Origin of the sequence: Paracoccus sp. 228 (assembly GCF_000967825.1) — a bacterium.
In the GTDB taxonomy this organism is placed as follows: Bacteria; Pseudomonadota; Alphaproteobacteria; order Rhodobacterales; family Rhodobacteraceae; genus Paracoccus; species Paracoccus marcusii.
The window spans coordinates 346518-372153 of sequence record NZ_JYGY01000004.1; the positions used below are offsets into that span (position 1 = coordinate 346518).

20 protein-coding genes are annotated in these 25636 nt (G+C 68.9%); 10 read left to right on the forward strand and 10 right to left on the reverse strand.

The window, feature by feature from the left end:
• Positions 1–209 precede the first annotated feature (209 nt).
• The 8 genes from SY26_RS14650 to SY26_RS14685 all read left to right on the forward strand — a co-directional run bounded on the left by SY26_RS14650 (position 210) and on the right by SY26_RS14685 (position 9889).
• Positions 210–851: a glutathione S-transferase family protein gene (locus SY26_RS14650; protein ID WP_046001104.1), complete on the forward strand. Its 642-nt coding sequence runs from the start codon at positions 210–212 to the stop codon at positions 849–851.
• On the forward strand, positions 848–2059 hold the full coding sequence (locus SY26_RS14655) for an acetyl-CoA C-acetyltransferase (RefSeq protein WP_046001105.1): 1212 nt from the start codon (positions 848–850) through the stop codon (positions 2057–2059). Before SY26_RS14650 ends, SY26_RS14655 begins: the two co-directional genes overlap by 4 nt.
• 11 nt (positions 2060–2070) lie before the next feature.
• A complete protein-coding gene (locus SY26_RS14660; protein WP_046001106.1) occupies positions 2071–4242 on the forward strand; it encodes a 3-hydroxyacyl-CoA dehydrogenase NAD-binding domain-containing protein in 2172 nt (723 codons plus the stop codon).
• A gap of 167 nt (positions 4243–4409) precedes the next feature.
• Complete coding sequence (locus SY26_RS14665; RefSeq protein WP_046001107.1) at positions 4410–5594, forward strand: toxic anion resistance protein; 1185 nt, start codon at positions 4410–4412, stop codon at positions 5592–5594.
• The gene (locus SY26_RS14670; protein WP_046001108.1) at positions 5594–6610 is read left to right on the forward strand and encodes a DUF2927 domain-containing protein; all 1017 of its coding nucleotides are present in this window, start codon (positions 5594–5596) and stop codon (positions 6608–6610) included. The genes SY26_RS14665 and SY26_RS14670 overlap by 1 nt, the downstream gene beginning before the upstream one ends.
• 51 nt (positions 6611–6661) lie before the next feature.
• Positions 6662–7780 carry an SPFH domain-containing protein gene (locus tag SY26_RS14675; RefSeq protein WP_046001109.1) on the forward strand — a complete coding sequence of 373 codons (1119 nt, stop codon included), beginning with the start codon at positions 6662–6664 and terminating at the stop codon, positions 7778–7780.
• A 7-nt stretch (positions 7781–7787) separates the two neighbouring features.
• A complete protein-coding gene (locus SY26_RS14680; RefSeq protein WP_046001110.1) occupies positions 7788–8954 on the forward strand; it encodes a hypothetical protein in 1167 nt (388 codons plus the stop codon).
• Positions 8955–8977: 23 nt separating this feature from the next.
• Positions 8978–9889: a carbohydrate kinase gene (locus SY26_RS14685; protein WP_046001111.1), complete on the forward strand. Its 912-nt coding sequence runs from the start codon at positions 8978–8980 to the stop codon at positions 9887–9889.
• Positions 9890–9981: 92 nt separating this feature from the next.
• On the opposite strand, the gene hflX is transcribed toward SY26_RS14685, so the two are convergent.
• The 9 genes from hflX to dusB all read right to left on the reverse strand — a co-directional run bounded on the left by hflX (position 9982) and on the right by dusB (position 22097).
• Complete coding sequence (hflX, locus tag SY26_RS14695; RefSeq protein WP_084693860.1) at positions 9982–11373, reverse strand: GTPase HflX; 1392 nt, start codon at positions 11371–11373, stop codon at positions 9982–9984.
• Complete coding sequence (gene hfq / locus SY26_RS14700) at positions 11374–11607, reverse strand: RNA chaperone Hfq (RefSeq protein WP_042250201.1); 234 nt, start codon at positions 11605–11607, stop codon at positions 11374–11376. It lies immediately after the preceding gene.
• Positions 11608–11721: 114 nt separating this feature from the next.
• Complete coding sequence (locus tag SY26_RS14705) at positions 11722–13353, reverse strand: TrkH family potassium uptake protein (RefSeq protein WP_046001113.1); 1632 nt, start codon at positions 13351–13353, stop codon at positions 11722–11724.
• Between the two features lie 10 nt (positions 13354–13363).
• Positions 13364–14740: a Trk system potassium transporter TrkA gene (gene trkA / locus SY26_RS14710; RefSeq protein WP_046001114.1), complete on the reverse strand. Its 1377-nt coding sequence runs from the start codon at positions 14738–14740 to the stop codon at positions 13364–13366.
• A 65-nt stretch (positions 14741–14805) separates the two neighbouring features.
• Complete coding sequence (locus tag SY26_RS14715) at positions 14806–16197, reverse strand: sigma-54 dependent transcriptional regulator (RefSeq protein ID WP_046001115.1); 1392 nt, start codon at positions 16195–16197, stop codon at positions 14806–14808.
• The gene (locus SY26_RS14720) at positions 16194–18455 is read right to left on the reverse strand and encodes a PAS domain-containing sensor histidine kinase (RefSeq protein ID WP_046001116.1); all 2262 of its coding nucleotides are present in this window, start codon (positions 18453–18455) and stop codon (positions 16194–16196) included. The genes SY26_RS14715 and SY26_RS14720 overlap by 4 nt, the downstream gene beginning before the upstream one ends.
• Before the next feature lie 73 nt (positions 18456–18528).
• Complete coding sequence (locus tag SY26_RS14725) at positions 18529–19974, reverse strand: sigma-54 dependent transcriptional regulator (protein ID WP_046001117.1); 1446 nt, start codon at positions 19972–19974, stop codon at positions 18529–18531.
• A gap of 12 nt (positions 19975–19986) precedes the next feature.
• The gene (locus SY26_RS14730) at positions 19987–21099 is read right to left on the reverse strand and encodes a nitrogen regulation protein NR(II) (protein ID WP_045982013.1); all 1113 of its coding nucleotides are present in this window, start codon (positions 21097–21099) and stop codon (positions 19987–19989) included.
• A complete protein-coding gene (gene dusB / locus SY26_RS14735) occupies positions 21096–22097 on the reverse strand; it encodes a tRNA dihydrouridine synthase DusB (protein WP_046001184.1) in 1002 nt (333 codons plus the stop codon). The genes SY26_RS14730 and dusB overlap by 4 nt, the downstream gene beginning before the upstream one ends.
• Positions 22098–22338: 241 nt before the next feature.
• Here dusB and SY26_RS14740 point away from each other — a divergent pair, with 241 nt between their 5' ends.
• Positions 22339–23721 (forward strand): L-serine ammonia-lyase, encoded by a 1383-nt coding sequence (locus SY26_RS14740; RefSeq protein ID WP_046001118.1) that lies wholly within the window; start codon positions 22339–22341, stop codon positions 23719–23721.
• On the opposite strand, the gene SY26_RS14745 is transcribed toward SY26_RS14740, so the two are convergent.
• The gene (locus SY26_RS14745) at positions 23718–24809 is read right to left on the reverse strand and encodes a sensor histidine kinase (RefSeq protein ID WP_046001119.1); all 1092 of its coding nucleotides are present in this window, start codon (positions 24807–24809) and stop codon (positions 23718–23720) included. The two genes, SY26_RS14740 and SY26_RS14745, sit on opposite strands and share 4 nt — an antisense overlap.
• Positions 24810–25068: 259 nt before the next feature.
• Between SY26_RS14745 and SY26_RS20015 the strand changes: the two genes are divergently transcribed.
• Positions 25069–25629 (forward strand): COG3650 family protein, encoded by a 561-nt coding sequence (locus SY26_RS20015; RefSeq protein ID WP_052715297.1) that lies wholly within the window; start codon positions 25069–25071, stop codon positions 25627–25629.
• Positions 25630–25636 lie beyond the last annotated feature (7 nt).

Here is a 25636-nt window from a genome sequence, read left to right on the forward strand (position 1 = left end):
CCCGACCTCTCCCGATTGTTGTCGGGTCAGGCGTTGTCGGCCCACAGGCCGGGGCGACTTCTCCTTTGGCGGTCATCGGCTCCCCAGCCTGTACCGCAGGACCAGACTAATGCCGCTCAGTTGAAGAAGTGGTTAACGCCGCTTCTTCTTTGCCCAAATACCCTGCGGGGGGTCCGGGGGCGCGCAGCCCCCGGCGTCGAGGAGGAAAGATGACCGCGCAACTCTGGTGCTTTGGCGAATCCGGGAACGCCTACAAACCGGCCCTGACGATGCAAGTGGCGGGTTATGACTGGCAGCCCGTCTACGTCGACTTCTTTAACGGAGAGGGGCGCAGCCCCGCATTTCGGGCGTTGAACCCGATGGGCGAGGTCCCGGTGTTCCGTGAGGGCGATGTGACCCTGACCCAATCGGCCGTCATCCAGCTGCACGTCGCGGAACGCACCGGCAGGTTCCTGGGCAGCGACCGCAACGAGACGCTGCGCTGGCTGATGTTTGACAACCACAAGGTCTCGGGCCAGGCGGGACCGGCGCGGTTCCTGTTGAACTTCCTGCCCGCGGACAAGCGTCCGGCAGGAGCCGCGGAATACCTGCAGGGACGGCTGAAAGGGGCCTATCAGGTGCTGGAAGCGCATCTGGCTGACCGCGACTGGGTCGCACCCGGCGGCCCGACCATCGCCGATTTCGCGCTGTGCGGTTACCTGTACTATCCCGAGCCCTTCGGCTTTGACCGCAAGGATTGGCCCCATATCGATCGCTGGCTGGACGGCATCGCCGCGCTGCCCGGCTGGAAACACCCATATGATCTGATGCCCGGCAACCCATCCGACCGGGCGCCCAAGGAGGACACATGACCGACGCATTCATCTATGACGCCGCCCGCACGCCGCGCGGCAAGGGCCGCCCCGATGGCAGCCTGCACGAGGTCACCTCGCTGGCGCTGTCGGCGCGCCTGCTGAACGCCGTCAAGGACCGCAATGGGCTGGAAGGCCACGCGGTCGAGGATGTCATCTGGGGCAACGTGACCCAGGTCAAGGAACAGGGCGGCTGCCTGGCGCGCAGCGCCGTGCTGGCATCGGACCTGGACCAGAGCATTCCCGGCCTGTCGATCAACCGCTTTTGCGCGTCTGGCATGGAGGCCGTGAACCTGGCCGCCAACCAGATCAAGGGCGGCGCGGGCCAGGCCTATATCGCCGGCGGGGTCGAGATGATGGGCCGCGTTGCCATGGGCAGCGACGGGGCGGCCATCGCGGTCGATCCGGGACTGGCCATGCGGTCGTACTTCGTACCGCAGGGGATCAGCGCCGACATCATCGCGACCGAATACGGCTTCAGCCGCGCAGACGCCGATGCGCTGGCGCTGGAAAGCCAGCGCCGCGCGGCGCAGGCCTGGGCCGACAACCGCTTTGCCAAATCCATCGTCCCGGTGCTGGACCAGAACGGCCTGACCATCCTGGATCGCGACGAATACATGCGCCCCGGCACCACGGCGGACGATCTGGCCAAGCTGCGCCCGGCCTTCAAGGAGATGGGCGAGATGATGCCCGGCTTTGACAAGGTCGCGATGCTGAAATACCCGCACCTGACCCATGTCGATCACATCCACCACGCCGGCAACAGCAGCGGCATCGTCGACGGCGCCGCCGCCGTGCTGATCGGCAACGCGGAATTCGGGCAGGCCCATGGCCTGAAGCCCCGCGCGCGCATCCGCGCCACCGCCAAGATCGGCACCGACCCCACGATCATGCTGACCGGCCCGGTTCCCGTGACCGAGAAGATCCTGAAGGACAGCGGCCTGTCCATCGGCAACATCGACCTGTTCGAGGTGAACGAGGCCTTCGCATCCGTGGTGCTGCGCTTCATGCAGGCCTTCGACGTGGACCATTCCAAGGTCAACGTGAACGGTGGCGCCATCGCGATGGGCCACCCCCTGGGCGCGACCGGCGCGATCATCATCGGCACCCTGCTGGACGAGCTTGAGCGGCAGGACAAGACCATGGGTCTGGCGACCCTGTGCATCGCGTCCGGCATGGGCGCGGCCACTATCATCGAACGCGTGTGAGGAGCCCGGACATGACCGATTTCACGATGGAAAAAGGCGCCGACGGCGTCGCGGTGATCACCTGGGACGTGCCGGGCAAGTCGATGAACGTGCTGTCGATGGACGGCGCGACCGCCCTCAACGGGCTGATCGACGACGCGCTGGCCGACGATGCCGTCAAAGGCATCGTCATCACCAGCGGAAAGAAGGACTTTGCCGCCGGGATGGACCTGAAGGTCATCGCGGGCATGAAGGACGCGAATGGCGCGCAGGGCGTGTTCGACGGCGTGATGACGCTGCACCACCTGCTGCGCAAGATCGAACTGGCGGGCATGGACCCCAAGACCAAGAAGGGCGGCAAGCCGATCGCCAGCGCCCTGCCCGGCACCGCGCTTGGCATCGGGCTGGAACTGCCGCTGGCGACGCATCGCATCTTTGCGGCCGACAATGCCAAGGCCAAGATCGGCCTGCCCGAGATCATGGTCGGCATCTTTCCCGGCGCTGGCGGCACCACCCGCCTGACGCGCAAGCTGGGCGCCATGATGGCCGCACCCTTCCTGCTGGAGGGCAAGCTGTCGGACCCCAAGAAGGCGAAATCGGCCGGGCTGATCGACGAAGTCGTCGAAGACCCGCTGGCCGCCGCAAAGGCCTGGGTGCTGGAGGCCAAGGAGGCCGACCTGGTCAAGCCGTGGGACGCCAAGGGCTACAAAATGCCGGGCGGAGAGCCGTTCCACCCGGCGGGCTTCATGACCTTCGTGGGCGCATCCGCGATGGTGCACGGCAAGACGATGGGCGTCTATCCGGCGGCCAAGGCGTTGCTGTCGGCGGTCTATGAGGGGTCGATGGTGCCGTTCGACCAGGCGCTGAAGATCGAGGCGCGCTGGTTCACCAACGTGCTGATGAACCCTTCGTCCACCGCAATGATCCGCAGCCTGTTCATTAACAAGGAAGCCCTTGAGAAGGGCGCGAACCGCCCCGAGGCCCCCGACCAGACCGTCCGCAAGGTCGGCATCCTGGGTGCGGGCATGATGGGCGCGGGCATCGCCTATGTCAGCGCCATGGCCGGGATCGAGGTCGTGCTGATCGACGCGGCCCAGGACAGCGCCGACCGCGGCAAGGCCTATTCCACGGGCCTTCTGAACAAGGCCATCAGCCGAAAGAAGGCGACCGAGGAGAAGAAGGCCCAGGTGCTGGACCGCATCACCGCCACCACGGATTACGCCGCCCTGCAGGGCTGCGACCTGATCGTCGAGGCGGTCTTTGAGGACCCGTCGGTCAAGGCCGAGGTGACGAAGAAGGCCGAGGCCGTGATCCCGCAGGACGCGATCTTTGCGACCAACACCTCGACCCTGCCGATCAGCGATCTGGCGCGTGCCAGCGCGCGCCCCCAGCAGTTCATCGGCATCCACTTCTTCAGCCCGGTCGACAAGATGCTGCTGGTCGAGATCATCAAGGGCAAGGAAACCGGTCCCGTGGCGGTCGCAAAGGCGCTGGATTTCGTGCGCCAGATCCGCAAGACCCCCATCGTCGTGAACGACGAACGGTTCTTCTATGCCAACCGCTGCATCATCCCCTATATCAACGAAGGCATCCGCATGGTGGCCGAGGGCGTGAACCCCACGCTGGTGGAAAACGCCGCCAAGATGATGGGCATGCCCCTGGGTCCGCTGCAGCTGGTCGACGAGACCTCGATCGACTTGGGCGTCAAGATCGCCAAGGCGACCAAGGCCGCGATGGGCGATGCCTATCCCGACGGCGCGGTCGACGACGTGCTGTTCTGGATGGCCGACCAGGGCCGGATGGGACGCAAGGGCGGCGCGGGCTTCTATGCCTATGAGGACGGCAAGCGGCAGGGCCTGTGGGAGGGTCTGGACGCGCAGTACCCGCGCAGCGCCGATCAGCCCGACCTGCACGAGATCCAGCACCGCCTGATGTTCGCGCAAAGTCTGGAAGCCGTTCGCGCGCTGGAGGACGGCGTGCTGGAGGACATCCGCGAAGGGGATGTGGGCGCCATCCTGGGCTGGGGCTTTGCGCCCTGGTCGGGCGGTCCCTTCGGCTGGCTGGACATCCTGGGCGCGCAGAAGGCGGTCGAGATCTGCGACCGGCTGGAGGCCGCGCACGGTGCCCGCTTCAAGGCGCCGCAGATGCTGCGCGACATGGCCGCCAAGGGTGACAGCTTCTATGGGCGCAAGGCCGCGGCCTGACACCACCGGATGGGCCGCGCTTGTGGCCCATCCGCACCACCCGCTGTGTCCGCCCTGCCATGTGACGAAACTTTCCGGTCTGGCCGTCGTTGAAGCCGCGGAAATTAGTCATATGCTGCGACAACGGAACCGCCCGACGGGCGGATGGCCGACAAGGGGACATGCCGATGAGTGACGAGACGAAACGCCGCGCCGAAGCTGCCCAGGCCCAGATCGAGGCGATCGCCTCGGCCCCGCTGCCCGAGCCTGCTCCTGCGGCGCAGTCCCTGTCCGATGCCGACCCCGCCGTCCAGGCCCAGATCCGCGCCCGCATGGCCGAGATCGACCTGAAGGACAGCAATTCCATCCTCCGCTTCGGCACCCGTGCGCAGGCCGATCTGCAGCAGATCAGCCAGTCCATGCTGGCCGATGTCAAGGCCAAGGAGGTCGGTCCGGCCGGCGACAGCCTGCGCGAGGTCGTGACCACGATCCGCGGGTTCTCGACCAGCGAGCTGGACATGCGCCGAAGCCGCAGCTGGTGGGAAAGGCTTTTGGGCCGGTCGGCGCCCTTTGCCAAGTTCGTGGCGAATTATGAACAGGTCCAGACCCAGATCGACCGCATCACGGCCGAGCTGGAGGGGCACGAGCAGAAGCTGCTCAAGGACATCAAGTCGCTGGACATCCTGTATGACCGCACGCTGACCTTCTATGACGAGCTGGCCCTGTACATCGCCGCCGGCACCGAAAAGCTGGCCGAGCTGGACCGAGAGACGATCCCCGCCAAGGAGGCCGAACTGGCCGCAAAGGCGCAGCCCGACCAGGTGATCGAGGCGCAGGAGCTGCGCGACCTGCGCACCCTGCGCGACGACTTGGAACGCCGCGTCCACGACCTGAAGCTGACGCGCCAGGTGACGATGCAGTCGCTGCCCTCCATCCGGCTGGTGCAGGAGAACGACAAGTCGCTGGTCACCAAGATCAACTCGACCCTGGTGAACACGGTGCCCCTGTGGGAGACGCAGCTGGCCCAGGCCGTCACCATCCAGCGCAGCGCCGAGGCCGCCCGCGCGGTCAAGGAGGCCAACGACCTGACCAACGAGCTGCTGACGCGCAACGCTGACAACCTGCGTCAGGCGAACGCCCAGATCCGGGCCGAGACGGAACGCGGCGTCTTTGACATCAAGGCGGTTCAGACCGCCAACGCCCAGCTTATCGCCACGATCGAGGACAGCCTGCGCATCGCCGACGAAGGTCGCTCGCGGCGCGCCTCGGCCGAGACCGAACTGGTGCGCATGGAGGCCGAACTGCGCGATGCGCTGGCGGCGGCATCCTCGCGGCAGCCTGCGGCCGTCACCGGCCCCGGTGGGCGGCGCTGATGCGGCGCCTGGCTGCCCCCGCCCTGGGATTGGCGCTGCTGCTGGGCGGCTGCGCCCCCGACCCGTTCACGGACACGCCCGGCTCTCCGCGCCCGCAGGCACGTCCCGAGGCCGCCTCGGCCGCGCAAAGCCAGGCCGAGTTGCGCCGCGCGCGGGCCGAGCGCAACCGCGCCGCGAATGCCGTTGCGCGCCAGGCTTCGGCCTCGCCCAGCCAAGCCAGCCAGTCACAGCGTGACTATTATGCCGCGGCGGAACGGCGGCTGGTGGCGCAGGGTCGCCTGCGCCGCGACCGGACCCCGCTGGACGCGCCGATCGACGCCGAGATCCTGACCCGCAACTTCATCGACATCGCGCTGCGCGACGAATACAGCCAGACCGACGGCGGGCTGGTGTCGCAGTCCCGCGCGGCGCCCCTGCGCCGCTGGCAGGGTCCGGTGCGGATGCAGCTGGAATTCGGCGCCTCGACCGACATGGCCGCCCGCCCCGCCTGGCGATCGGAGGTCGCAGATTTCGCGGGCCGCCTGTCGGACGCCACGCGCCATCCCGTGTCGCTGACGGCCGAGGGCGGAAATTTTACCATCCTGGTCCTGACCGAGGATGAGCGCCGGGCCATCGGCCCGCGCCTGGCCCAGCTTGTGCCGGGCATCCCGGCGCAGGACGTGTCGATCATGACGGACCTGCCCGCCGCGATCAGTTGCGCGGTCTTCGCCTATTCGCAGGGCGCGGCTGCCGACTATGCCCGCGCCGTGGCGGTGATCCGGGCCGAACTGCCGCCGCTGCTGCGCACGTCCTGCATCCACGAGGAGCTGGCGCAGGGAATGGGGCTGGCCAATGACAGCCCCGGTGCGCGTCCGTCGATCTTCAACGACGACGAGGAATTCGCGCTGCTGACGCGCCATGACGAGCTGCTGCTGCGGATCCTCTATGATCCCCGCCTGCGTCCCGGCATGTCCGAGGCGGAGGCCGCCCCCATCGTCCGCCGCATCGCGACCGAGCTGCTGGGCGAGAACGCTTGATCCCGTCCCCGGCCCGCCCCTAGAAAGGGGCGAGGTCAGCGGGAGGCACCTATGTCCATCTTCGACATCCTGGGCGGCGAATTCATCGAGATCATCGAATGGACGGCCGACGACCGCGACACGATGGTCTGGCGCTTCGACACCGTCGGGCGCGCGATCAAGTATGGCGCCAAGCTGACCGTCCGCGAGGGTCAGGCCGCCGTCTTTGTCCATGAGGGCCAGCTGGCCGACGTGTTCGGCCCCGGCCTGTACCTGCTGGAGACGAACAACCTGCCGGTGCTGACGCGCCTGCAGCACTGGGACCACGGCTTTCGCAGCCCCTTTAAGTCCGAGGTCTATTTCGTCAGCACGACCCGCTTCAACGATCTGAAATGGGGCACCCGCAACCCCATCATCGCCCGTGACCCCGAATTCGGCCCGGTCCGCCTGCGGGCCTTCGGCACCTATGCGATGCGGGTGAGCGACCCCGCCCGGTTCATGTCCGAGATCGTCGGCACCGATGGCGACTTCACCCGCGACGAGATCACCTTCCAGATCCGCAACGTGATCGTGCAGGAGTTTTCCCGCGCCATCGCCGCGTCGAACATTCCCGTTCTGGACATGGCCGCAAACACCGACCAGCTGGGTGGGCTGGTCGCCAAGGCCATTGCCCCGGTGATCGAGGCCTATGGCCTGGTCCTGCCGGAATTCTACATCGAGAACATCAGCCTGCCCGCCGAGGTCGAGGCGATGCTGGACAAGCGCACCAGCATGGGGATCATCGGCGATCTGGATCGTTTCGGCCAGTATGCCGCGTCCGAGGCCATGCTGGCGGCCGCGCGGAACGAGGGGGGCGCCGGTGCCGGCCTGGGCGCCGCAATGGGGGCCGCCATGGGCGCCACGATGCGCGGACCCTGGGGCGCCGTGCCCTCGGCCGCCCCGCAACCCGCAGCGCCGCCGGCGGCCCCGCCGCCCTTGCCCGGCGGCACGGCACCGCGCTGGCATGTGGCCATCGACGGCGCGGCCTCGGGGCCCTTTGCGCAATCCGACCTGCCGCGGCTTGTGGCCGAGGGGCGCCTGACCCCTGCCACGCTGGTCTGGACCGAAGGCCAAGATGGCTGGCTGGAGGCCGGTCAGGTCCCGGCATTGGCCGCCATCCTTGGTGCGACGCCGCCGCCCCTGCCGCGCTGAGGACCGGATGATCCCGGCCGAACACCGCTTTCCCTGCGGACAATGCGGAGCCAGCCTGACCTTTCGCCCCGGCCAGCAGGAGCTTGTCTGCGACTGGTGCGGCCACCGCCAGGCCATCGGCCCCGGCCCCGCCCGCGCGCCGGGGCGCAAGGCCGATGACAGCAGCGCCGACCCCGCCCTGCAATGGTCCGAGGGCCCGCGCGCGCCGGGCCCCGCGCTTCGCGAGATCCCCCTGGCCGAGGGGCTGGATCTGTCCCAGGGTGCCGCGGACATCGTGCAGACCGTCCGTACCCTGTCCTGTCCGAACTGCGGGGCACAGGTCGATCTGGACGCCGACCATCACGCCAGCGCCTGCCCCTTCTGCGCAACGCCGGTCGTCACCGACACCGGCCCCACCCGCCGCATCAAGCCGCAGGGGGTGATGCCCTTTACCCTGACCGAGGCGCAGGCCCGCGCCGCAATGAAGGCGTGGCTGGGCAGCCTGTGGTTTGCGCCCTCCGGCCTGACGGCCTATGCGCGCAAGGATCGGCGTCTGAGCGGGATCTATTCCCCCTTCTGGACCTTCGACGCCGACACGACGTCGCGCTATCGCGGCCAGCGGGGCGATGCGTATTACGTCATGGTGCAAAGCACCCAGACCGTGAACGGCCGGACGCAGACGGTCAGCCGCCAGGAACGCCGCATCCGCTGGACCCCGGTGTCGGGTCAGGTCGCGCGCCAGTTCAACGACGTGCTGATCCCCGCATCGACCGCGCTGCCGCCGCGCTTCTCCGAGGCGATGAAGCCTTGGGATCTGTCGGCCGTGGCGGAATACGACCCCCGCTTTCTGTCGGGGTTCGAGGCAGAGGGGTACACCGTCCCCCTGGCGGACGGTCACGGGGCTGCGCGCCAGCAGATGGCGCAGGTCATCCACCAGGACGCCCGCCGCAGCATCGGCGGCGCGGAACAGCGCGTCGATCACGTCGACAGCCGCTTCGTGAACGAGACCTTCAAGCACGTGCTGCTGCCGATCTGGGCGGCGGCCTATCGCTACAACGGCGCAAGCTACCGCTTCGTGGTCAATGGCCAGACCGGCAAGGTCATGGGCGAACGCCCGTATTCGGCATGGAAAATCGCCGGGGCCGTCGCCGTGGCACTGGTAGCGTTAGCAGCCATCCTGTATCTGACCCAATAGGGCCGAACCAAGGGGGACCGACCATGATCCTGTGCGCAGGCGAATCGCTGATCGACATGGTGCCGTCCGACGGCACCTTCCGCCCGCTGGCCGGCGGCGCGGTCTACAACACCGCCATCGCGCTTGGGCGGCTTGGCCAGGACACGGGCTATCTGTGGCCGATCAGCCGCGACCCCTTCGGTGACCAGATCCTGCGGCCGCTGGCCGAGGCCGGGGTGAACACCGACCTGTGCCCCCGCACCGACCGGCTGACCACGCTGGCGCTGGTGACGCTGACGAACGGCGAGGCGCGCTACTCCTTCTACGACGAGGGCTCCGCCGGGCGGATGCTGCTGCCCGAGGATATCGGGCCGCTGCCTGATACCGTGACCGCGCTCTTCGCCGGCGGCATCAGCCTGGTGCCCGACCCCTGCGGCGGCACCATCGAGGCGCTGATCGCGCAGCATCACGACCGCCTGCCGGTGATGATCGATCCCAACATCCGGCCGTTCTTCATCACCGATGCGGGCGCCTATCGTGCGCGGCTGGCCCGGCTGTTGCCCATGGCCGATATCGTCAAGCTGTCGGCCGACGACCTTGAATGGCTGCACCCCGACCTGTCGCCCGAAGACGCCGCCCGCGCGGTGCTGGCCACCGGCCCCAAGCTGGTCCTGCAGACCGGAGGAGAGGCCGGCGCCAAGGCGATCTGGGCCGGAGAGACAGTCCACGCCCCCGCCGTGCGCGCCACCGTGTCCGACACGATCGGCGCGGGCGATACGTTCAACGCGGGCGTGCTGGCCTCGCTGGACCGCCAGGGCCTGCTGACCAAGGACGCCATCGCGGCGATCACCCCCGCCCAGATCCACGCGGCGCTGACGCTAGGCGCGCAGGCCGCCGCCGTCACCGTCTCGCGCCCCGGTGCCAACCCGCCCTGGTCACACGAAATGCCTGCCTGATCTGGGGGAGGGTCCGGGAGGGGCGCAGCCCCATCCCGGCGGGGGGTGCGGGGGGCTGGCCCCCCGCCCTTCCGTCGCGGGACGCAACGGGCTCAGTCCGCCGGGTGCCACCCGCCGCTGCGCGGCTCTTCGGGTTCGTCATCCTCGTCGGCCTCGGTGGCCGAGCCGGTGAACGCCTCGAACGCGCCCTTCTGCCGCGCGGTCCAGCGCAGATCCAGATGCAGCCCGTCCTCGCCTGCCTCCTCACGCTCGACCACGCCGGCCTCGTGCAGCCAGGCACGGCTGCGCCCATCGGCAAAATCCAGCACGACCTGCCCCTCCACGCGCGGCTCGTCCAGAACCTCGCCCAGCTGACGGTCGATGGCGGCGATCAGGTCGTCCAGCCCCTCGCCCGACAGGGCACTGACCGCCTGCACGCCCTCGGTGCGGGCATCGGTGCGACGCAAGGCCGCCCGGGTGTCGTCGCCCAGGGCGTCGATCTTGTTCCAGACCTCGATCGCGGCCACGTCCTCGTCCACGCCCAGGCTGTCCAGGATCGCGGCCACGTCGTGGGCCTGCTCCTCGGTCTCGGGGTGGCTGATGTCGCGCACATGCAGGATCAGGTCGGCCTCCAGCACCTCCTCCAGCGTGGCGCGGAAGGCCGCGACCAGCTCGGTCGGCAGATCGCTGATGAAGCCCACCGTGTCCGACAGGATCACCTTGCGCCCCGAATTCGCGCCCTGCGCGTCAGGCAGGCGGATCGCCCGCATGGTCGGGTCCAGCGTCGCGAACAGCATGTCCTTGACGAACACGTCTGCCCCGGTCAGCCGGTTGAACAGCGTCGATTTCCCGGCGTTGGTGTATCCCACCAGCGCGACGATCGGATAGGGCACCTTCGCACGCGATGCGCGGTGCAGGCTGCGGGTCTTGACCACGCGGTCCAGCTGCCGGCGCAGGCGCGTCATCTGGTCGTCGATGGCGCGACGGTCGGCCTCGATCTGCGTCTCGCCGGGACCGCCCACGAAGCCCAACCCGCCGCGCTGACGCTCCAGGTGGGTCCAGGCACGAACCAGCCGCGTGCGCTGATAGGACAGCGCCGCCAGCTCGACCTGCAGGACGCCCTCGCGGGTGCGGGCGCGGTCAGCAAAGATCTCCAGGATCAGCCCGGTCCGGTCCAGAAGCTTGACGCCCCAATCCTTCTCCAAGTTGCGCTGCTGGACCGGGGTCACCGGCCCGTCGATCAGCACCAGTTCGACTTCAAGCGCCTCAAGGCGCTCCTTGATCTCGGCCAGCTTGCCCTTGCCGAACAGCTTGCCGGCATTGGGTTCGCGCAGGTTGGCGACCTCGGACCCGACCATCTCGATGCCCGGCAGGGCCAGGGCCAGCGACACGGCCTCGGCCAACGCATGCTCGGGCTCGCGCCGTTGGGTACGGGCGCGGCCCAGATCGGGGTGGATCACATAGGCGCGTGTCGGCTTGGCTGCGGTTTCCGTCAGTTCGGCCAATCAATCCTCGCCTTCGTACAGGGTGATGGGCTGGCCCGGCATGATCGTGCTGATCGCATGCTTATAGACCAGTTGCGACTGTCCGTCGCGACGCAGCAGGACGCAGAAGTTGTCGAACCAGGTGATGACGCCTTGCAGCTTGACACCGTTGATCAAAAAGATGGTGACGGGCACCTTGGCCTTGCGGACATGGTTCAGGAACGCATCCTGCAGGTTCTGCTTGTCGCCAGCCATTTGTTTATCGTCCGTTTTTCACTGTCCCTGTCCGTTCAACATCTAAGCCGATGCCCCACCCCATGCAAGCATGGCGGATTTCGCGAAAACGCGAAGGCAACATTTGGGCCACACCTAGCGGCGCCAGAACTCCGGAGAGAACAGCGCCAGCACCGCCAGCGTCTCGATCCGGCCCAGGACCATCGCGCAGGCCAGCACCGCCTTGGTGAAATCGGGCAGGCCCGACCAACCCTCCCACGGCGCGGAGGCGATGCCGGCAGTGCCTTCGAAGGCGGGCGTCAGGGGAATGGCGCTGGCCAGCGGGCCGGCATTGGTCAGCGCGGCGATGGACAGGATGGTCGCGGTCTCGAACTCGATGGCGTGGATGGACACCAAACTGACCACCAGCGCGATCGAAATCGCGAACAGCATGAAGAAGATGAAGGCCAGATAGGCGCCTTCGCGACGCAACCTGCGGGCGATTCGCCCGCCGCCGGACACGGAATGGGGGTGGATGATCCGCTCCATCTCGCGCTGGCCGTGGGTGGCCAGCGCATAGACGCGCAGCAGCTTGACGCCCCCCGCGGTCGTGGCGATCCCGCCCCCCATCAGTGCTAGCCCCGCCAGGACCAGCCCCGGCGCGTCCAGCCCCGACCAGGACCGCGCCCCCGCCCAGGCGACAGAGGTCCAGCCGGTCGTGGTCAGATAGCTCAGCGCGCTGAACATGCTGCCCCACATGGCCGACAGGGCGCGCCTGACCTCGGCCATGCCGGTCGGATCGGGGGGCGCCGCGCGGTCGACCTCGATCGCGCCCAGGAAATGGCGCAGGAACAGCATGACGCCCACCCCCAGGACCAGGCCCAGCGCCATGCGCAGTTCGGGGTCCTCGATCAGCCGCTCGGTCGCGCGCAGTTCCGCGCCCCCGGGCCAGAAGCGCCGTGACAGGGCAGGGATCAGGAAGATAAAGACCAGCATCTCTCCGGGAATGCCCGAAGCCTCGCCCGACGGCCCGATCACCGGAGAGATGCCCGACGTCGACAGCGTCCCCATCGCCCGCGTCAGCGCCACGAAGGACGGATCGCCCAGCATCAGCAACCCCACCCACAGCACCAGCGTGAAGCCCAGATAGAGCGGGCCCACCTGCAGCGCGGCGCGGCCCAGCCGGCTGGCGGGATCGGCCAGCTGCGTGTCGAAGCTGGGATCGGACAGGTGTAGGACCGGGCGGCGCGGCTGGTCCGACGGCGGCAGGTGCTCGCGGTATTCCTCGCGGCCATAGGGGTTCGACATGATCTCGAACCCGCCGACGCGCAGCGGCGCCAGGATCGCGACCGCCGCCACCAGCACGAAAAAGCCCCCCATCCAACCCACCATCGACCGCCACAGATGCAGCGGCAGCGGCAGCAGGTCGGCCGAATAGAGCGACGCCCCGGTGGTGGTCAGCGACGACACCATCTCCCACCAGGCGTTGAAGAACCCCGTGTCGGGCTGGCTTTCCGCAAAGGGCACGGCCAGCAGCAGCGGCAGCAGCCCATAGACCCCCAGCATCAGCAGCAGCATCTCGCGCGCGGTCTGGCCGCGGGGGTTGGCCTGCGCCGCAAGCCCGATCAGCCCGCAGAAGGTCAGCGTCAGCAGCGCCGCATAGAAGAAGTTGCGCGCGATTGCGGCGTATCCCGTGACCGAGGCAAAGCCCGCGGGCGCCAGCATCAGCACCGCCGCCAGCCCGACCAGCAGTACCAGCAGCGGCATTCGCAGAAGAAAGCCCGTCATCCCCCGACCCTCAGAAGAAGTCGATGGAGACCTGCAACAGGCGCTCGACTTCGGGGACGTCCTTGGTCAGGGCAAAGATCAGCACGATGTCGCCCTCGTCGATGCGGGTGTCGGCCAGCGGCTTGACCACCCGATCGCCCTTGCGGACCGCACCCAGCAGCGCGCCTTCGGGGAAGTCGATGTCGCGGATCGCGCGGCCCGCCATGGGGCTGGTGGACAGGACCTGCGCCTCCATCACCTCGGCCTCGGCATCGCCGACGGAATAGATGTCGCGCACGCGCCCGTGACGGATGTGGCGCAGGATCGTGGACACGGTCGTCGATCGCGGGTTGATATAGGCGTCGATGTCCAGCGCCCCCATCAGCGGCACCAGCGTGGGATCGTTGATCAGCGCAATGGCCATTTTCGCCCCCGCCTGCTTGGCGCGCACCGAGGCTAGGATGTTGGTCTTGTCGTCGTCGGTGACCGCCAGGACGGCGTCGGCCTGGGGAACGGCGGCCTCGTCCAGGATCTCGGCGGACAAGCCGTCGCCGTTCAGCACGATGGTCCGTTCCAGACGGTCGGCCGCGAATTCGGCACGCCCCCGGTCGCGTTCGATCAGCTTGGCGCGGATGCGGTCCGGCCGCGCCTCCAGCGCCTGCGCCACCGACAGGCCCACATTGCCCGCCCCGATGATGGTCACGCGCTCCTGCTTGCGGGCGGGCTTGCCAAAGATGTCCAGCGTGCGCGCCACGTCGTCGATGTGGCAGAAGACATAGATCTGGTCCTCGGCGAACAGCTGATCACCCGGCTCGGGCGCGAACAGCCGCCCCTTGCGGCGCACCCCCGCCACGATGGCACGCAGGCTGGAGAACAGCTCGGTCAGCTGGCGCAGCGGCGTATTCAGCGCCGGGCAGTCCGGTTCCAGGTCGATCCCCAGCAGCTGGATCTTGCCGTCCATGAAGGTCTCGACGTCGAAGGTCGACGGCGCCGAAAGGCGCTGCAGGGCGGCCAGCGCGACCTCGCGTTCGGGACTGATGACCACGTCGATGGGCAGGTGCTCGGTGCGGTACAGATCGGAATAGATCGCGTCCAGATAGGCGCCCGACCGCAGGCGGGCGATCTTGCGCGGCACCTGGAAGATCGAATGCGCGACCTGGCAGGTGACCATGTTCACCTCGTCCGAATGGGTCGCGGCGATGATCAGGTCGGCGTCGCGCGCGCCGGCGCTGTCCAGGATGTCGGGATGGCTGGCAAAACCCGTCACCCCCTGCACGTCCAGCGATTCCGTGGCCCGGCGCACCAGGTCGGGATTGTTGTCGATGACGGTGACATCGTTGCGCTCGCCCGACAGGTGGCGCGCGATCTGCCAGCCGACCTGCCCTGCCCCGCAGATGATGATCTTCATGCGTCACCCTTCCTGTCCCGCGCCCCCTTGCCTAAGCCGGGCGCGCGGTCCGCGCAAGCGGCAGGCTATTTGCCCATCATCAACTCGTCCTCGCCGCGCATCCCGCCGACGACACCAAGCGACTTCAGCTTGCGGTGCAGCGCGCTGCGCTCCATGCCGACGAACTGCGCGGTGCGGCTGATGTTGCCGCCGAACCGGTTGATCTGGGCAACCAGGTATTCGCGCTCGAACAGCTCGCGCGCCTCGCGCAGCGCCATCGCGGTGACCGATGGCCCCAGGCTCAGCGTGTCGCTGTTGTCCGGCGTGGCCCCCTGGGGCTCCAGTTCGGACGGCAGGATCGGCCCGTGGCTTTCCGCCAGGATCAGCACGCGTTCAATGACGTTGCGCAGCTGGCGGATGTTGCCGGGCCAGCGCATCGACTGCAGCGCGGCCACGGTCTCCTCGGGCAGATCGCGCGGCGTCAGGCCCTGGCTCTTGTGGAACTGCTCAATGAAATGGCGCGCCAGGGCCGCGATGTCGTCGCGCCGGTCGGCCAGCGACGGCACCGCGATGGGCACCACGTTCAGCCGGTCGAACAGCTCCTGCCGGAACCGGCCGGCGGCGATCTCCGCCACCAGGTCGCGGTTCGTCGACGACAGCACCCGCAGGTCGACCCGCACCTTGTCCGCGCCGCCCGCGCGCACGAACTGCTGTTCGGTCAGCACCCGCAGGATCTTGGGCTGGGTGCCCATGGGCATGTCGCCCACCTCGTCGAAATAGATGATGCCGCCATGGGCCTGCTCCAGCAGGCCCGGCTCTATCCCGCGTTCGGGGGATTCGCGGCCGAACAGCACCTCCTCCATGCGCTCGGGCTCGATCGTGGCACAGGGGACGGTGACGAAGGGCGCCGACGCGCGCGGGCTGTGCGCGTGGATATAGCGCGCGGCGCTTTCCTTGCCGGTGCCGGGTTCGCCCGCCAGCATCACCCGACCGTTGGATCGCGCCACCTTGTCCAGCGCGTCGCGCAGCCGCTTGAAGGCCGCGGACTGGCCCAGCATGTCGGCCACGCGGTCACCGCCGCGCCGCAGGCTGCTGTTCTCGCGGCGCAGGCGGGCGGTCTCCATCGCGCGGTTGATGACGACCATCAGCTGGTCGATGTTGAAGGGCTTCTCGATGAAATCGTACGCCCCCTGCTTGATCGCGGCGACCGCGATCTCGATGTTGCCATGCCCCGAGATGATGATCACCGGCACGTCGGGATTGTTGCGCTTGACCTGTTTCAGGATGTCGATCCCGTCCATGCGGCTGTCCTTCAGCCAGATGTCCAGGATCATCAGCGACGGCTCGCGGTCGTTCAGGGCCGCCACGGCCTCGTCCGAATTCGCGGCCATGCGGGTGTCAAAGCCTTCGTCGCGCAGGATGTCGGCGATCAGTTCGCGGATGTCGCGTTCATCATCGACGATCAGGATGTCGTTCATGGTGTCGCCTCGTCTTTTTCTTGTCTGCTCTTGGTCTTGGGCCCCCGCACGGGATGGCGTTCGCGGGGCAGCCGGATCTCGGCCATGGCACCCGGCGGATCGGGCGCATCGGTCAGGGACAGGCTGCCGCCATGTTCCTCGACGATCTTCTTGACGATGGGCAGGCCCAGCCCGGTGCCGTGGCTTTTCAGCGTCACATAGGGTTCGAACAGCCGCGACCGGTCGGCGGGCAGGCCCGGCCCGGTATCGGTTATGCGGATGCAGACGGATTCGGGCTGCACCTCCAGCGCGACGGCGATCTTCGGCGTCCAGCCGGGGATCGCCGTCGCGGCCTGTTCGTCGATGGCCTCTCCGGCGTTCTTCAGCAGGTTGGTCAGCGCCTGGCGCATCATCCCCGCGTCGCAGTCGACGATCACCGGCTCCTCCGGAATGTCGCGGACGATGGTCGCGTGCAGGGCATCCTGCTGCAACAGCAGCACCTGGCGCAGCAGCGCGGCCAGGTCGGTCTCGGCCCGGTCGGGTTCGGGCATCCGGGCAAAGCGGCTGAACTCGTCCACGATCCGGCGCAGGTCGTTCGTCTGGCGGATGATCACCTCGGTGTACTGATCCAGCGCGGCGCGGTCGCCCTCGGCCGCCAGCGGGCCGAACTTGCGGCGCAGGCGTTCGGCGGACAGCTGGATGGGCGTCAGCGGGTTCTTGATCTCATGGGCCACGCGGCGGGCGACGTCGCCCCAGGCGGCCATCCGCTGCGCGCTGACCAGTTCGGTCACGTCGTCGAAGGCCACCACGTATCCCTCCAGCGCGCCGTCCGCGCCCCGGCGCACGGCCATGCGGACCAAGAGGCTTTCCACCCGGCCCTCGCGCATCAGGCGGACCTCGTCCTGGATCGTCTCGGCGACCGAGGCGGACAGGCGCGCGAACAGCGGCGCGAATTCCGGCACCACCTCGGACAGCAGGGCGTCGATATCGCGTTTCGCATCCAGCCCCAGAAGCCGGCTGGCCGAGCGGTTGACGAAGTCGATCTCTCCGGCCGCGTCCAGCCCGATGACCCCCGACGTGACCGAGGTCAGCACGTTGTCGAACAGCCGCCGCTGGTCATCGGACAGGCGATAGCTCTCGACCAGCTCCTCGCGCTGCGTCTTCAGCTGGCGGGTCATGCGGTTGAAGGCCTGGCCCAGGGTCTGGATCTCGTCCCCGGTGCGGACCTCGGGAACCTGCACGTCCAGATCGCCGCGCCCCACGCGGTCGGTCGCCTGCGCCAGAAGACCGATGGGCCGCGACAGGCGGGACGCGAACCACAGCCCCAGCCAGATCGCCGCCGCCACCAGCAGCAGCGCAAACCCCAGATAGACCAGCGAAAACTCCAACAGGACCTGGCTGCGCATCGCCTCCAGCTGGCGGTAATCGCCCGCGGTCGCCCGTGTGTCGTCCACCAGCCCCAACAGGTCGCCATCCACGTCGCGTGTCACGTACAGGTATCGGTCGGCCAGAGGCGGAAGCGCGACAAGTGCCCGGAACTCGTCATTCGCCCAATCCTCGATCAGGGCGATGCCGTCGGCCTGCGCGCGGTCCAGCTGGTCGGCACCCGGCGCCTCGTACCAGAACAGATAGCTCCGCTCGCCCCGGGCGCGGATCTCTCCGGCACCGTTGATGATATAGGCTTCGCGCAGGCCACGCTGGATCAGGCCCTGGCCCTGCACCAGCAGCTCGCGCATCTCTCCGTCCTCGATCAGGGGATTGGCGCGCCCCGCACGGGTCAGGATGCTGGCCAGCGCGCGCGCATCCTCGGTCAGATCGCCGCGATGTTCCGCGTGATAGGCCTCGGCCGCGGCCTGGGACGTGGTCACGACCTGCTGCACGCGGTCGGAGAACCAGCCCTCCAGCCCGATGTTGACCAGAAATCCCGCGAACAGCGCGACCAGCACTGTGGGCACCAGCGCCAGCCCCCCAAAGATCGCGACCAGCCGTGCATGCAGGCGCGATGCGGGCGCCGTGCTGCGCCGGGCCGAGATCAGCCGCGCCATGCGCGCGACGATGAACCCGATCAGCACGATCAGAAAGGCCAGATCCGCCAGCAGGACCACCCGCAGGGTCGCGCCCTGCATGCCCCGACCGAACGGCCCCATCACCGCCAGCGTCGCCACGGCCAGCGCCACGCCCGACAGCACGATGCCCCAGGTCAGCGCCCCGCGCCACGGTCGGGGCAATCGGATACGGGCCAGCCTGTCCCAGCTGAGCCCCGATGCCAAACCTGCCATATCCCCCACTTGCCGTCTTTCGCGGCTTTTGTTGCGGGCGCGCGTGTCCTTCGCGCTGGTCCCTGTGGCGGTTTTACATCAGTTTGCGCCTCCGTGTCACCTCGATATTCAGCTCGGTCAGTTTCTTGCGCAACGTATTGCGGTTGATCCCCAGCAGATCGGCACAACGCAGCTGATTTCCGCCGGTCGCATCCAGCGCCACCTGCAGCAGCGGGCGTTCCACCTCGCGCAGGATGCGGTCATAAAGGCCCGGCGGCGGCAGCGCGTCGCCATGCAGGTCGAAATAGCGCTGCAGATGCGCCTCGACCGAATCCGACAGGCGCGATCCGACCTGGGGCAGGCTGACGACGCCCGCGGGTTCGGGCGCGGGCGTCAGGGCCGATACCGGCGCCGCTGCGGGGGTGCGGTGCCCCGACTGCTGGGACAGCGCCTCGCGCATCTCGGCGGTGCTGATGGCGGGGCCGCTGGCGGTCAGGGCCAGCCGGCGCATCATGTTCTCCAGCTCGCGGACGTTGCCCGGAAACGGATGGGCGCGCAGCATGGCGGCCGCATCGTCCGACAGCATCCGCTCCGGCAGGCCCTGCGCGGCGGCACGGGCCAGCAGATGCGCCGCCAGCGGCAGGATGTCGTCCACCCGCGCGCGCAGGGGCGGCACGCTGACGGTGACGCCCGCCAGGCGGTAATACAGGTCCGACCGCAACCGCCCGGCCGCCACGTCGGCCTGCGGATCGGACCCGGTGGTCGCCACGATGCGGGGCGCATGGGCGCGGTCGGGGCCGGCCTCCATCGTCTCGATCAGGCCGATCAGGCGGGCCTGCGCGCCTGTGTCGAACCCGGCCGGGTTCTCGATGATGATCGTGCCGCCGCGGGCCTTGTCGGCGGCGCGCGCGATCGCCTCCTCGGTCGCGTCGGACGAGGTCAGGACCGCAAGCCCCCGGTCGCGCCGGTCCGACAGCTCGTGAAAGCTGCGCGCGATGGTGGTCTTGCCCACCCCCGCCTCTCCGGCGATGATCACCGGCAGGTCGGCGTTCAGCACCCGCGCGACCATGCGGAACAGCGCCTGCATCGACGGCGCATGGCCGATCAGCGGCATGGCCGGGTCCGCCGCCTCGCGCGGGGCGGGCAGCGGTTCGGGGATCGGGTCGGACTTGCGCGGGCGGCGCGACAGGGCCTGGTTCGCCTTGGACATCAGGTCCGGCAGATCGAAGGGCTTGGGCAGGTATTCGAACGCCTCGGCCTCGGTCGCGCGGATCGCGGTGACGATGGTGTTCTGGGCCGAGATCACGATCACCGGCAGGTCGGGCCGCGCCTCGCGGATGGCGGGGATGCGGTCGATGCCGTTGCCGTCGGGCATCATCACGTCGGTGATGACCAGGTCGCCGCGCCCCTCCTCGACCCATTTCAGCAGCTGTGCCAGGCTGCCCGTGGCGTGGACGCGGCATCCAGCGCGGGTCAGCGCCTGCGTCAGCACCGTGCGGATGGTGCGATCGTCGTCAGCAATCAGAACGGTGCCGTCCATGGGTTCAGGTCCTTATGCCTTGGGCAGGGAGATGCGGAACACGGTGCGACCGGGGCGGCTGTCCACCCGGATCAGCGCGCCGTGGTCGGTGATGATCTTGCTGACCAGCGCCAGGCCCAGCCCGGTGCCGTTCTCGCGGCCCGAGACGAAGGGCTCGAACACCTGATCGGCGATGGCCGGGGGGAAACCGGGGCCGTTGTCCTCGATCTCGATCTGCAGGGGCAGCGGGCGGCCCGTGGGATCGGTCTCGTCGGGGGGGCGGCGCAGCGTGTGGTCGTAATGGGTGCGCAGGCGGATCGCGCCGCCGGCCTTGCCGTCCAGCGCCTCGGACGCGTTCTTGACCAGGTTCAGGCAGACCTGCACCAGCTGGTCCGCATCCGCCAGCGCCGCAGGCAGCGAGGGGTCGTAATCGGTCACGATCTGCACGTCGCGCGCAAAGCCCGCCTTGGCCGACCGGCGCACCTGTTCCAGCACGTCGTGCACGTTCAGCGCCGACAGGCGCGGGGCCGAGGTGTCGCCGAACCGTTCGACCTGGTCCAGAAGCGCCACGATACGGCGCGATTCCGCGACGATCATCTCGGCCATCTCGCGGTCCTCGGGGGTGGCGTTCATGGCCATCAGCTGGGCCGCGCCGCGGATGCCCGCCAGGGGGTTCTTGATCTCGTGGGCCAGCATCTCGGCCATGCCGATGGCGCTGCGGGCGGCGCTGCGGACATGGCGGGCCTGGTGCGCGCCATCATCGTCCTGCGGCACGATCAGCAGCGACACCGACCCGCCTGCCCCGTCCGCGGGCCCCGCATGCACGGCCGCCCGCCGCGCCTGGTGGTTGCCGGTCCGGTCGCCGATCTCGAACTGGACGCTGGTCTGGTACAGCGCCTCCTCGCTGGCGCGCACGCGGGCCAGCAGCGGCCCCAGGCCGGGCTGCAGGCGCAGGCGCATCGACATCTCGTCCCCGTCCAGCGCGCGGCCCAGAGTCGAGTTGCGCGACAGGTTCAGCCAGATCTCGGCGGCGTCGTTCATCGCGGCCACGCGTCCGTCGGCGTCCAGGATCAGCGCGGGCAGCGGCAGCGCCGCCCAGCCCGGTCCGGGGGCCGCCTCACGGAAATCGCGCGGCCGAGGCGTCATGCGGCCACCCCCGCGGCATCGCCGAAGGCACGGGCGATCAGGTCCAGCGTCGCGCGGGGCGTGTCGGCCCGCATCATCTGGTCGCGCAGCGGCGCGCCGTTCGCATCGGCATACCAGCCCAGATGCTTGCGCGCGACGCGCAGGCCCAGGTCGGTGCCATAGAAGTCCAGGATGTCCTCGTAATGCTCGGCCACCAGATCGGCCAGCGACGCGCCTTGCGGCACGCCGGGCGCGGGCGTGCCCCACAGGTCATGCGCGATCTGCGCCAGGATCCAGGGCCGCCCCTGTGCGCCGCGACCGACCATCACCGCATCCGCCCCCGACGCCTCCAGGGCCGCACGGGCGCTGGCGGCGTCGACGACGTCGCCATTGGCCACCAGCGGCGGGCGCGCCGGCAGGTCGGCCACGGCGCGGATCGCGGACCAGTCGGCCTGCCCCTTGTAGAACTGCGCCCGCGTGCGGCCATGCACGGTCAGCATCGCGACCCCCGCATCGCGCGCCCGCGCCGCCAGATCGGCCGCGTTCAGGCAGTCGTCGTCCCAGCCCAACCGCATCTTCAGCGTGACGGGCACGTCGACCGCCCCCACGACCGCATCGACCAGCGTCATCGCATGATCCAGGTCGCGCATCAGCGCCGCGCCGGACAGCCCGCCGGTGACCTTCTTGGCGGGGCAGCCCATGTTGATGTCGATGACACGCGCCCCCATGCCGGCCACGATGCGCGCGGTCTCGGCCATCGGTGCGGCTTCGCGGCCCGCGATCTGGACGCTGACGGGCAGCGCCCCTTCGGTCAGCGCCTTGGCGCGCACGGCGGCACGGGTCGACGGGCGCGGTGTCACCATCTCGGTCGAGGCGACCATCTCGGACACCATCAGGCCGGCGCCGAACCGCGCGACCGCGCGGCGGCAGGGGACATCGGTGATCCCGGCCATCGGCGCCAGGAAGACCGGCGGGCCAAGGGGTGTGTCACCAAGCATGATCGGGTCGGGCAATCGCATGTTCTGTTCCTTCACCCCGGGGCAGACCGCCCGCAAGAACGGCAGGGGGCGGCTGGCCTGCCCAAATCGCAGGCGCGTCCCGGTTGCCTGCAAACCGGGCATGTTGCAATCATCTTAAGCAGACCGCGCGCCAAGGCTGCAAGCGGGCCGATGTCGCAACCGGAACCGGAAGCGACGTGGACGGTGGTGGCGGCGGGGCCTGCGTCGTGCTTGGATGGGCGCGGAAATGCAAGGGGGTGCCATGTTTCTGTCGGTGTTCGATCTGTTCAAGCTGGGGGTGGGGCCCTCCTCCTCGCACACGATGGGGCCGATGGTGGCCGGACAGCGGTTCCTCGACTCCCTGCGGGTGCAGCCGTTCCGCGCGCATGGGCTGCGCGCCAGCCTGCATGGCAGCCTGGCCTTCACCGGCAAGGGGCACGCAACCGACCGCGCGACGATCCTCGGTCTTGCGGGCTTTACCCCCGCCAGCATGGACATGGACGCGGCCGAGGCCGCGCTGGCCCGCAACCGAGAGACCCGCCTGCTGGAGCCACAGGGGCTGGGCCCGCTGGTCTTCGACCCCGAACGCGACCTGCGGTTCGATTACGACCACACCCTGCCCGGCCATGCCAACGGCATGACCCTGTCGGCGACAGACGCGCAGGGCGACGTGATCTATCACCAGATCTACTACTCGATCGGCGGCGGCTTCGTGATGACCGACCAGGAGCTGGCCGACAAGGCGGGCGCCGTGCGCAGCGATGCCACGTCCAGCGTGCCCTATCCCTTTGCCAGCGCGGCCGAGATGCTGGAGATGGCCCAGGCCTCGGGCAAGTCCATCGCCCGCATGAAGGAGGCCAACGAGCTGTGCTTTCGGTCCCGTCCCGACATGCTGGCGGGGCTGGACCGCATCTGGACCGCGATGCGCGACTGCATGGACCGCGGCCTGTCGACGGACGGTGTCCTGCCCGGCGGGCTGCACGTGCGTCGGCGCGCGCGCGCGATCCACGCCAAGCTGGTCGAGGAACGCGGCCTGAACATGACCGCGCCCCATGTCATCAACGACTGGATGTCGGCCTATGCGATGGCCGTGAACGAGGAGAACGCGGCCGGCGGTCAGGTCGTCACCGCACCCACGAACGGCGCCGCCGGCACGGTGCCTGCGGTGATCCGCTATTGGCTGGACCATGTGCCGGGCGCGTCCGAACGGCTGCTGCCCGATTTCCTGCTGACGGCGGCGGCGGTGGGCGGGCTGATCAAGCACAACGCCTCGATCTCGGGCGCGGAATGCGGCTGCCAGGCCGAGGTCGGATCGGCCGCCGCGATGGCCGCCGCGGGCCTGGCCGCCGTCCTGGGCGGCACCCCCCAGCAGGTCGAGAACGCCGCCGAGATCGCGCTGGAGCATCACCTGGGCATGACCTGCGACCCGGTGCGCGGCCTGGTCCAGGTGCCCTGCATCGAGCGGAACGGGCTGGGCGCGATCAAGGCCGTGGCGGCCGCCAGCCTGGCGCTGCGCGGCGACGGCAGCCACATCGTGCCCCTGGACGCCGCCATCGAGACGATGCGCCAGACCGGCCGCGACATGTCCGAGAAGTACAAGGAGACGTCGCTTGGCGGCCTGGCCGTGAACGTCCCGAACTGCTAGGGGGTCAGCTGCCCGCGCAGCGTGTAATGCAGGCCCTGGGGCAGGAATTCGGCCTGCCCCTCGCCGTTGAAATAGGCCGGGACGATCATGTTCACCAGGCGCGACCCGAACCCTTCGCGCGTGGGCGCGGCCACGACCTGACCGCCGGTCTCCTGCCAGTCCAGCGCGAAGTCGTCGCCCATGACCGACCAGGTCAGGTCGACCATGCCCAGCGGGCTGGCCAGCGCGCCGTATTTTGCCGCATTCGTCGCCAGTTCGTACAGGGCCAGCGACAGGCCGACTGCCTGCTGGCTGCTCAGCGGCACGGGCGGGCCGGACAGGCGGATGCGGTCGTTCCCGACCAGATGGGCGCCGATGGATCGGGCCATCACCTCGGTGATGTCGGCGCTTTCGCCCAGGCCCGTGAACAGGCCCTGTGCCTTGGCCAGCGCCATGATGCGCGCGCCGACCGTGTCGCGGGCCTCTTGGATGCTGGTCGCGTTGCGCAGGCTGGAGGACACCACGGTCGAAGTCACCGACAGGATGTTCTTGATCCGGTGCAGCAGCTCTTCCTGCATGACCTGCTGGTTGCGGCGCGCCAGCACCAGCGCGGTCATGTCCACAGTGATGTTCATCAGACCGGCCACGCTGCCGTCGTCGTCGTAAAGCGGGCTGTAGCTGAAGGTCCAGAACGTCTCCTCGTCGAACCCGTTGCGGGTCATGACAAGGCGCATCTCCTCGGAATAGGTGCCGCGGCCTGACAGCGTCTGGTCCACCAGCGGCTTGACGTCGTCCCAGACATCCGCCCAGATCTGCTGAAAGGGCTGACCCAGGGCCCGCGCCTCCTTGCGGCCCAGGACGGGCGCATAGGCGTCGTTGTACAGCATGATCAGCTCGGGGCCCCAGAACATGCAGGACGCATGCCGCTGCGCCAGCATCATCCGCACCGCGGTCGTCAGCGCGACCGACCAGCCCGAGATCGGCCCCAGGGGCGTGGCTTGCCAGTCAAAGTTTCCGGTCGCACGCGCCATCGGCCCGTCGTCCCAGGAAAATCGCGCCGGTTCGGGCCGCGCGGCGGGGCCCCGGGCGTGCTGTGCCGATCCCGTCATGTGGGTGCCACCAGAGAGAACATCACCGAAACCTATGCCGGTTCCCGTATGATATTCAACGAATAACCCTCGATGCAGCCGGTTTCGCACCAATAATCATCATTTATCAACAAGGTGAACCGTCCGGTGCGGCCGATCCATGCGGCGGCGACATGCCGGGACGGGGGCGTGACGCTTGCCCCCTGAGGCTGCGGTTGCTAACGCTTGGCGGACAGTGATCCCGCGACAAATCCGCCCAGAACCAGAAGGCCAAAGCCCCATGTTCCCCCGCCTTGCCATCCTTGCCCTGATGACCCTGCCCCTGGCCGCCTGCGACACCCAGGTGATGACCGACCTGCGACGCGGGGTCGGCCTGGACGACGCCGCAGCCCAGCCCGAGGAGCCGACCGGCCCGCGTCCGCCCGCCGTCTCTCCGCTGGAACAGCCGATCGAGACGGGCACGGTCGGGCGCGTCGTGCCAACCGCGGAACCTGTGACCTATCGCACCACCGCCTTCGTGGCGGGCGGGAACGAACCCGCCTGGAATGTCCAGGTCAGCGGCGACACGGCCGTCTATCGCACGCCCGACAACCAGGCCGGGCGCCAGATCCCGGTGAACCGCCTGGTCTTCAGCCAGGGCGTCGAATACATCGGCGTGCTGGGCGGGCGGCCCTTCGTGCTGAACCTGCGGGCGGCGAAATGCAAGGACAGCATGGTCGACGAGACCTATCCGCTGACCGCACGCCTGACCGTGAACGGCCAGACCCAGCCCGGCTGTGCACAGCCCGCCGCCCCGGCCGCACCCGCCACAGCCGAGGCCGCACCGGCCGCCGCCGGTTGACGCGCGC

Excerpts from the sequence above, each read along its gene's own strand:
- dusB (WP_046001184.1), bottom strand. The coding sequence starts at position 22,097 with ATGCGATTGCCCGACCCGATCATGCTTGGTGACACACCCCTTGGCCCG.
- SY26_RS14680 (WP_046001110.1), top strand. The coding sequence starts at position 7,788 with ATGATCCCGGCCGAACACCGCTTTCCCTGCGGACAATGCGGAGCCAGC.
- SY26_RS14685 (WP_046001111.1), top strand. The coding sequence starts at position 8,978 with ATGATCCTGTGCGCAGGCGAATCGCTGATCGACATGGTGCCGTCCGAC.
- SY26_RS14665 (WP_046001107.1), top strand. The coding sequence starts at position 4,410 with ATGAGTGACGAGACGAAACGCCGCGCCGAAGCTGCCCAGGCCCAGATC.
- SY26_RS14655 (WP_046001105.1), top strand. The coding sequence starts at position 848 with ATGACCGACGCATTCATCTATGACGCCGCCCGCACGCCGCGCGGCAAG.
- SY26_RS14660 (WP_046001106.1), top strand. The coding sequence starts at position 2,071 with ATGACCGATTTCACGATGGAAAAAGGCGCCGACGGCGTCGCGGTGATC.
- SY26_RS14720 (WP_046001116.1), bottom strand. The coding sequence starts at position 18,455 with ATGGCAGGTTTGGCATCGGGGCTCAGCTGGGACAGGCTGGCCCGTATC.
- SY26_RS14725 (WP_046001117.1), bottom strand. The coding sequence starts at position 19,974 with ATGGACGGCACCGTTCTGATTGCTGACGACGATCGCACCATCCGCACG.
- SY26_RS14675 (WP_046001109.1), top strand. The coding sequence starts at position 6,662 with ATGTCCATCTTCGACATCCTGGGCGGCGAATTCATCGAGATCATCGAA.
- SY26_RS14650 (WP_046001104.1), top strand. The coding sequence starts at position 210 with ATGACCGCGCAACTCTGGTGCTTTGGCGAATCCGGGAACGCCTACAAA.
- SY26_RS14745 (WP_046001119.1), bottom strand. The coding sequence starts at position 24,809 with ATGACGGGATCGGCACAGCACGCCCGGGGCCCCGCCGCGCGGCCCGAA.
- SY26_RS14705 (WP_046001113.1), bottom strand. The coding sequence starts at position 13,353 with ATGACGGGCTTTCTTCTGCGAATGCCGCTGCTGGTACTGCTGGTCGGG.
- SY26_RS14740 (WP_046001118.1), top strand. The coding sequence starts at position 22,339 with ATGTTTCTGTCGGTGTTCGATCTGTTCAAGCTGGGGGTGGGGCCCTCC.
- hfq (WP_042250201.1), bottom strand. The coding sequence starts at position 11,607 with ATGGCTGGCGACAAGCAGAACCTGCAGGATGCGTTCCTGAACCATGTC.
- SY26_RS14715 (WP_046001115.1), bottom strand. The coding sequence starts at position 16,197 with ATGAACGACATCCTGATCGTCGATGATGAACGCGACATCCGCGAACTG.
- SY26_RS20015 (WP_052715297.1), top strand. The coding sequence starts at position 25,069 with ATGTTCCCCCGCCTTGCCATCCTTGCCCTGATGACCCTGCCCCTGGCC.
- trkA (WP_046001114.1), bottom strand. The coding sequence starts at position 14,740 with ATGAAGATCATCATCTGCGGGGCAGGGCAGGTCGGCTGGCAGATCGCG.
- SY26_RS14730 (WP_045982013.1), bottom strand. The coding sequence starts at position 21,099 with ATGACGCCTCGGCCGCGCGATTTCCGTGAGGCGGCCCCCGGACCGGGC.
- SY26_RS14670 (WP_046001108.1), top strand. The coding sequence starts at position 5,594 with ATGCGGCGCCTGGCTGCCCCCGCCCTGGGATTGGCGCTGCTGCTGGGC.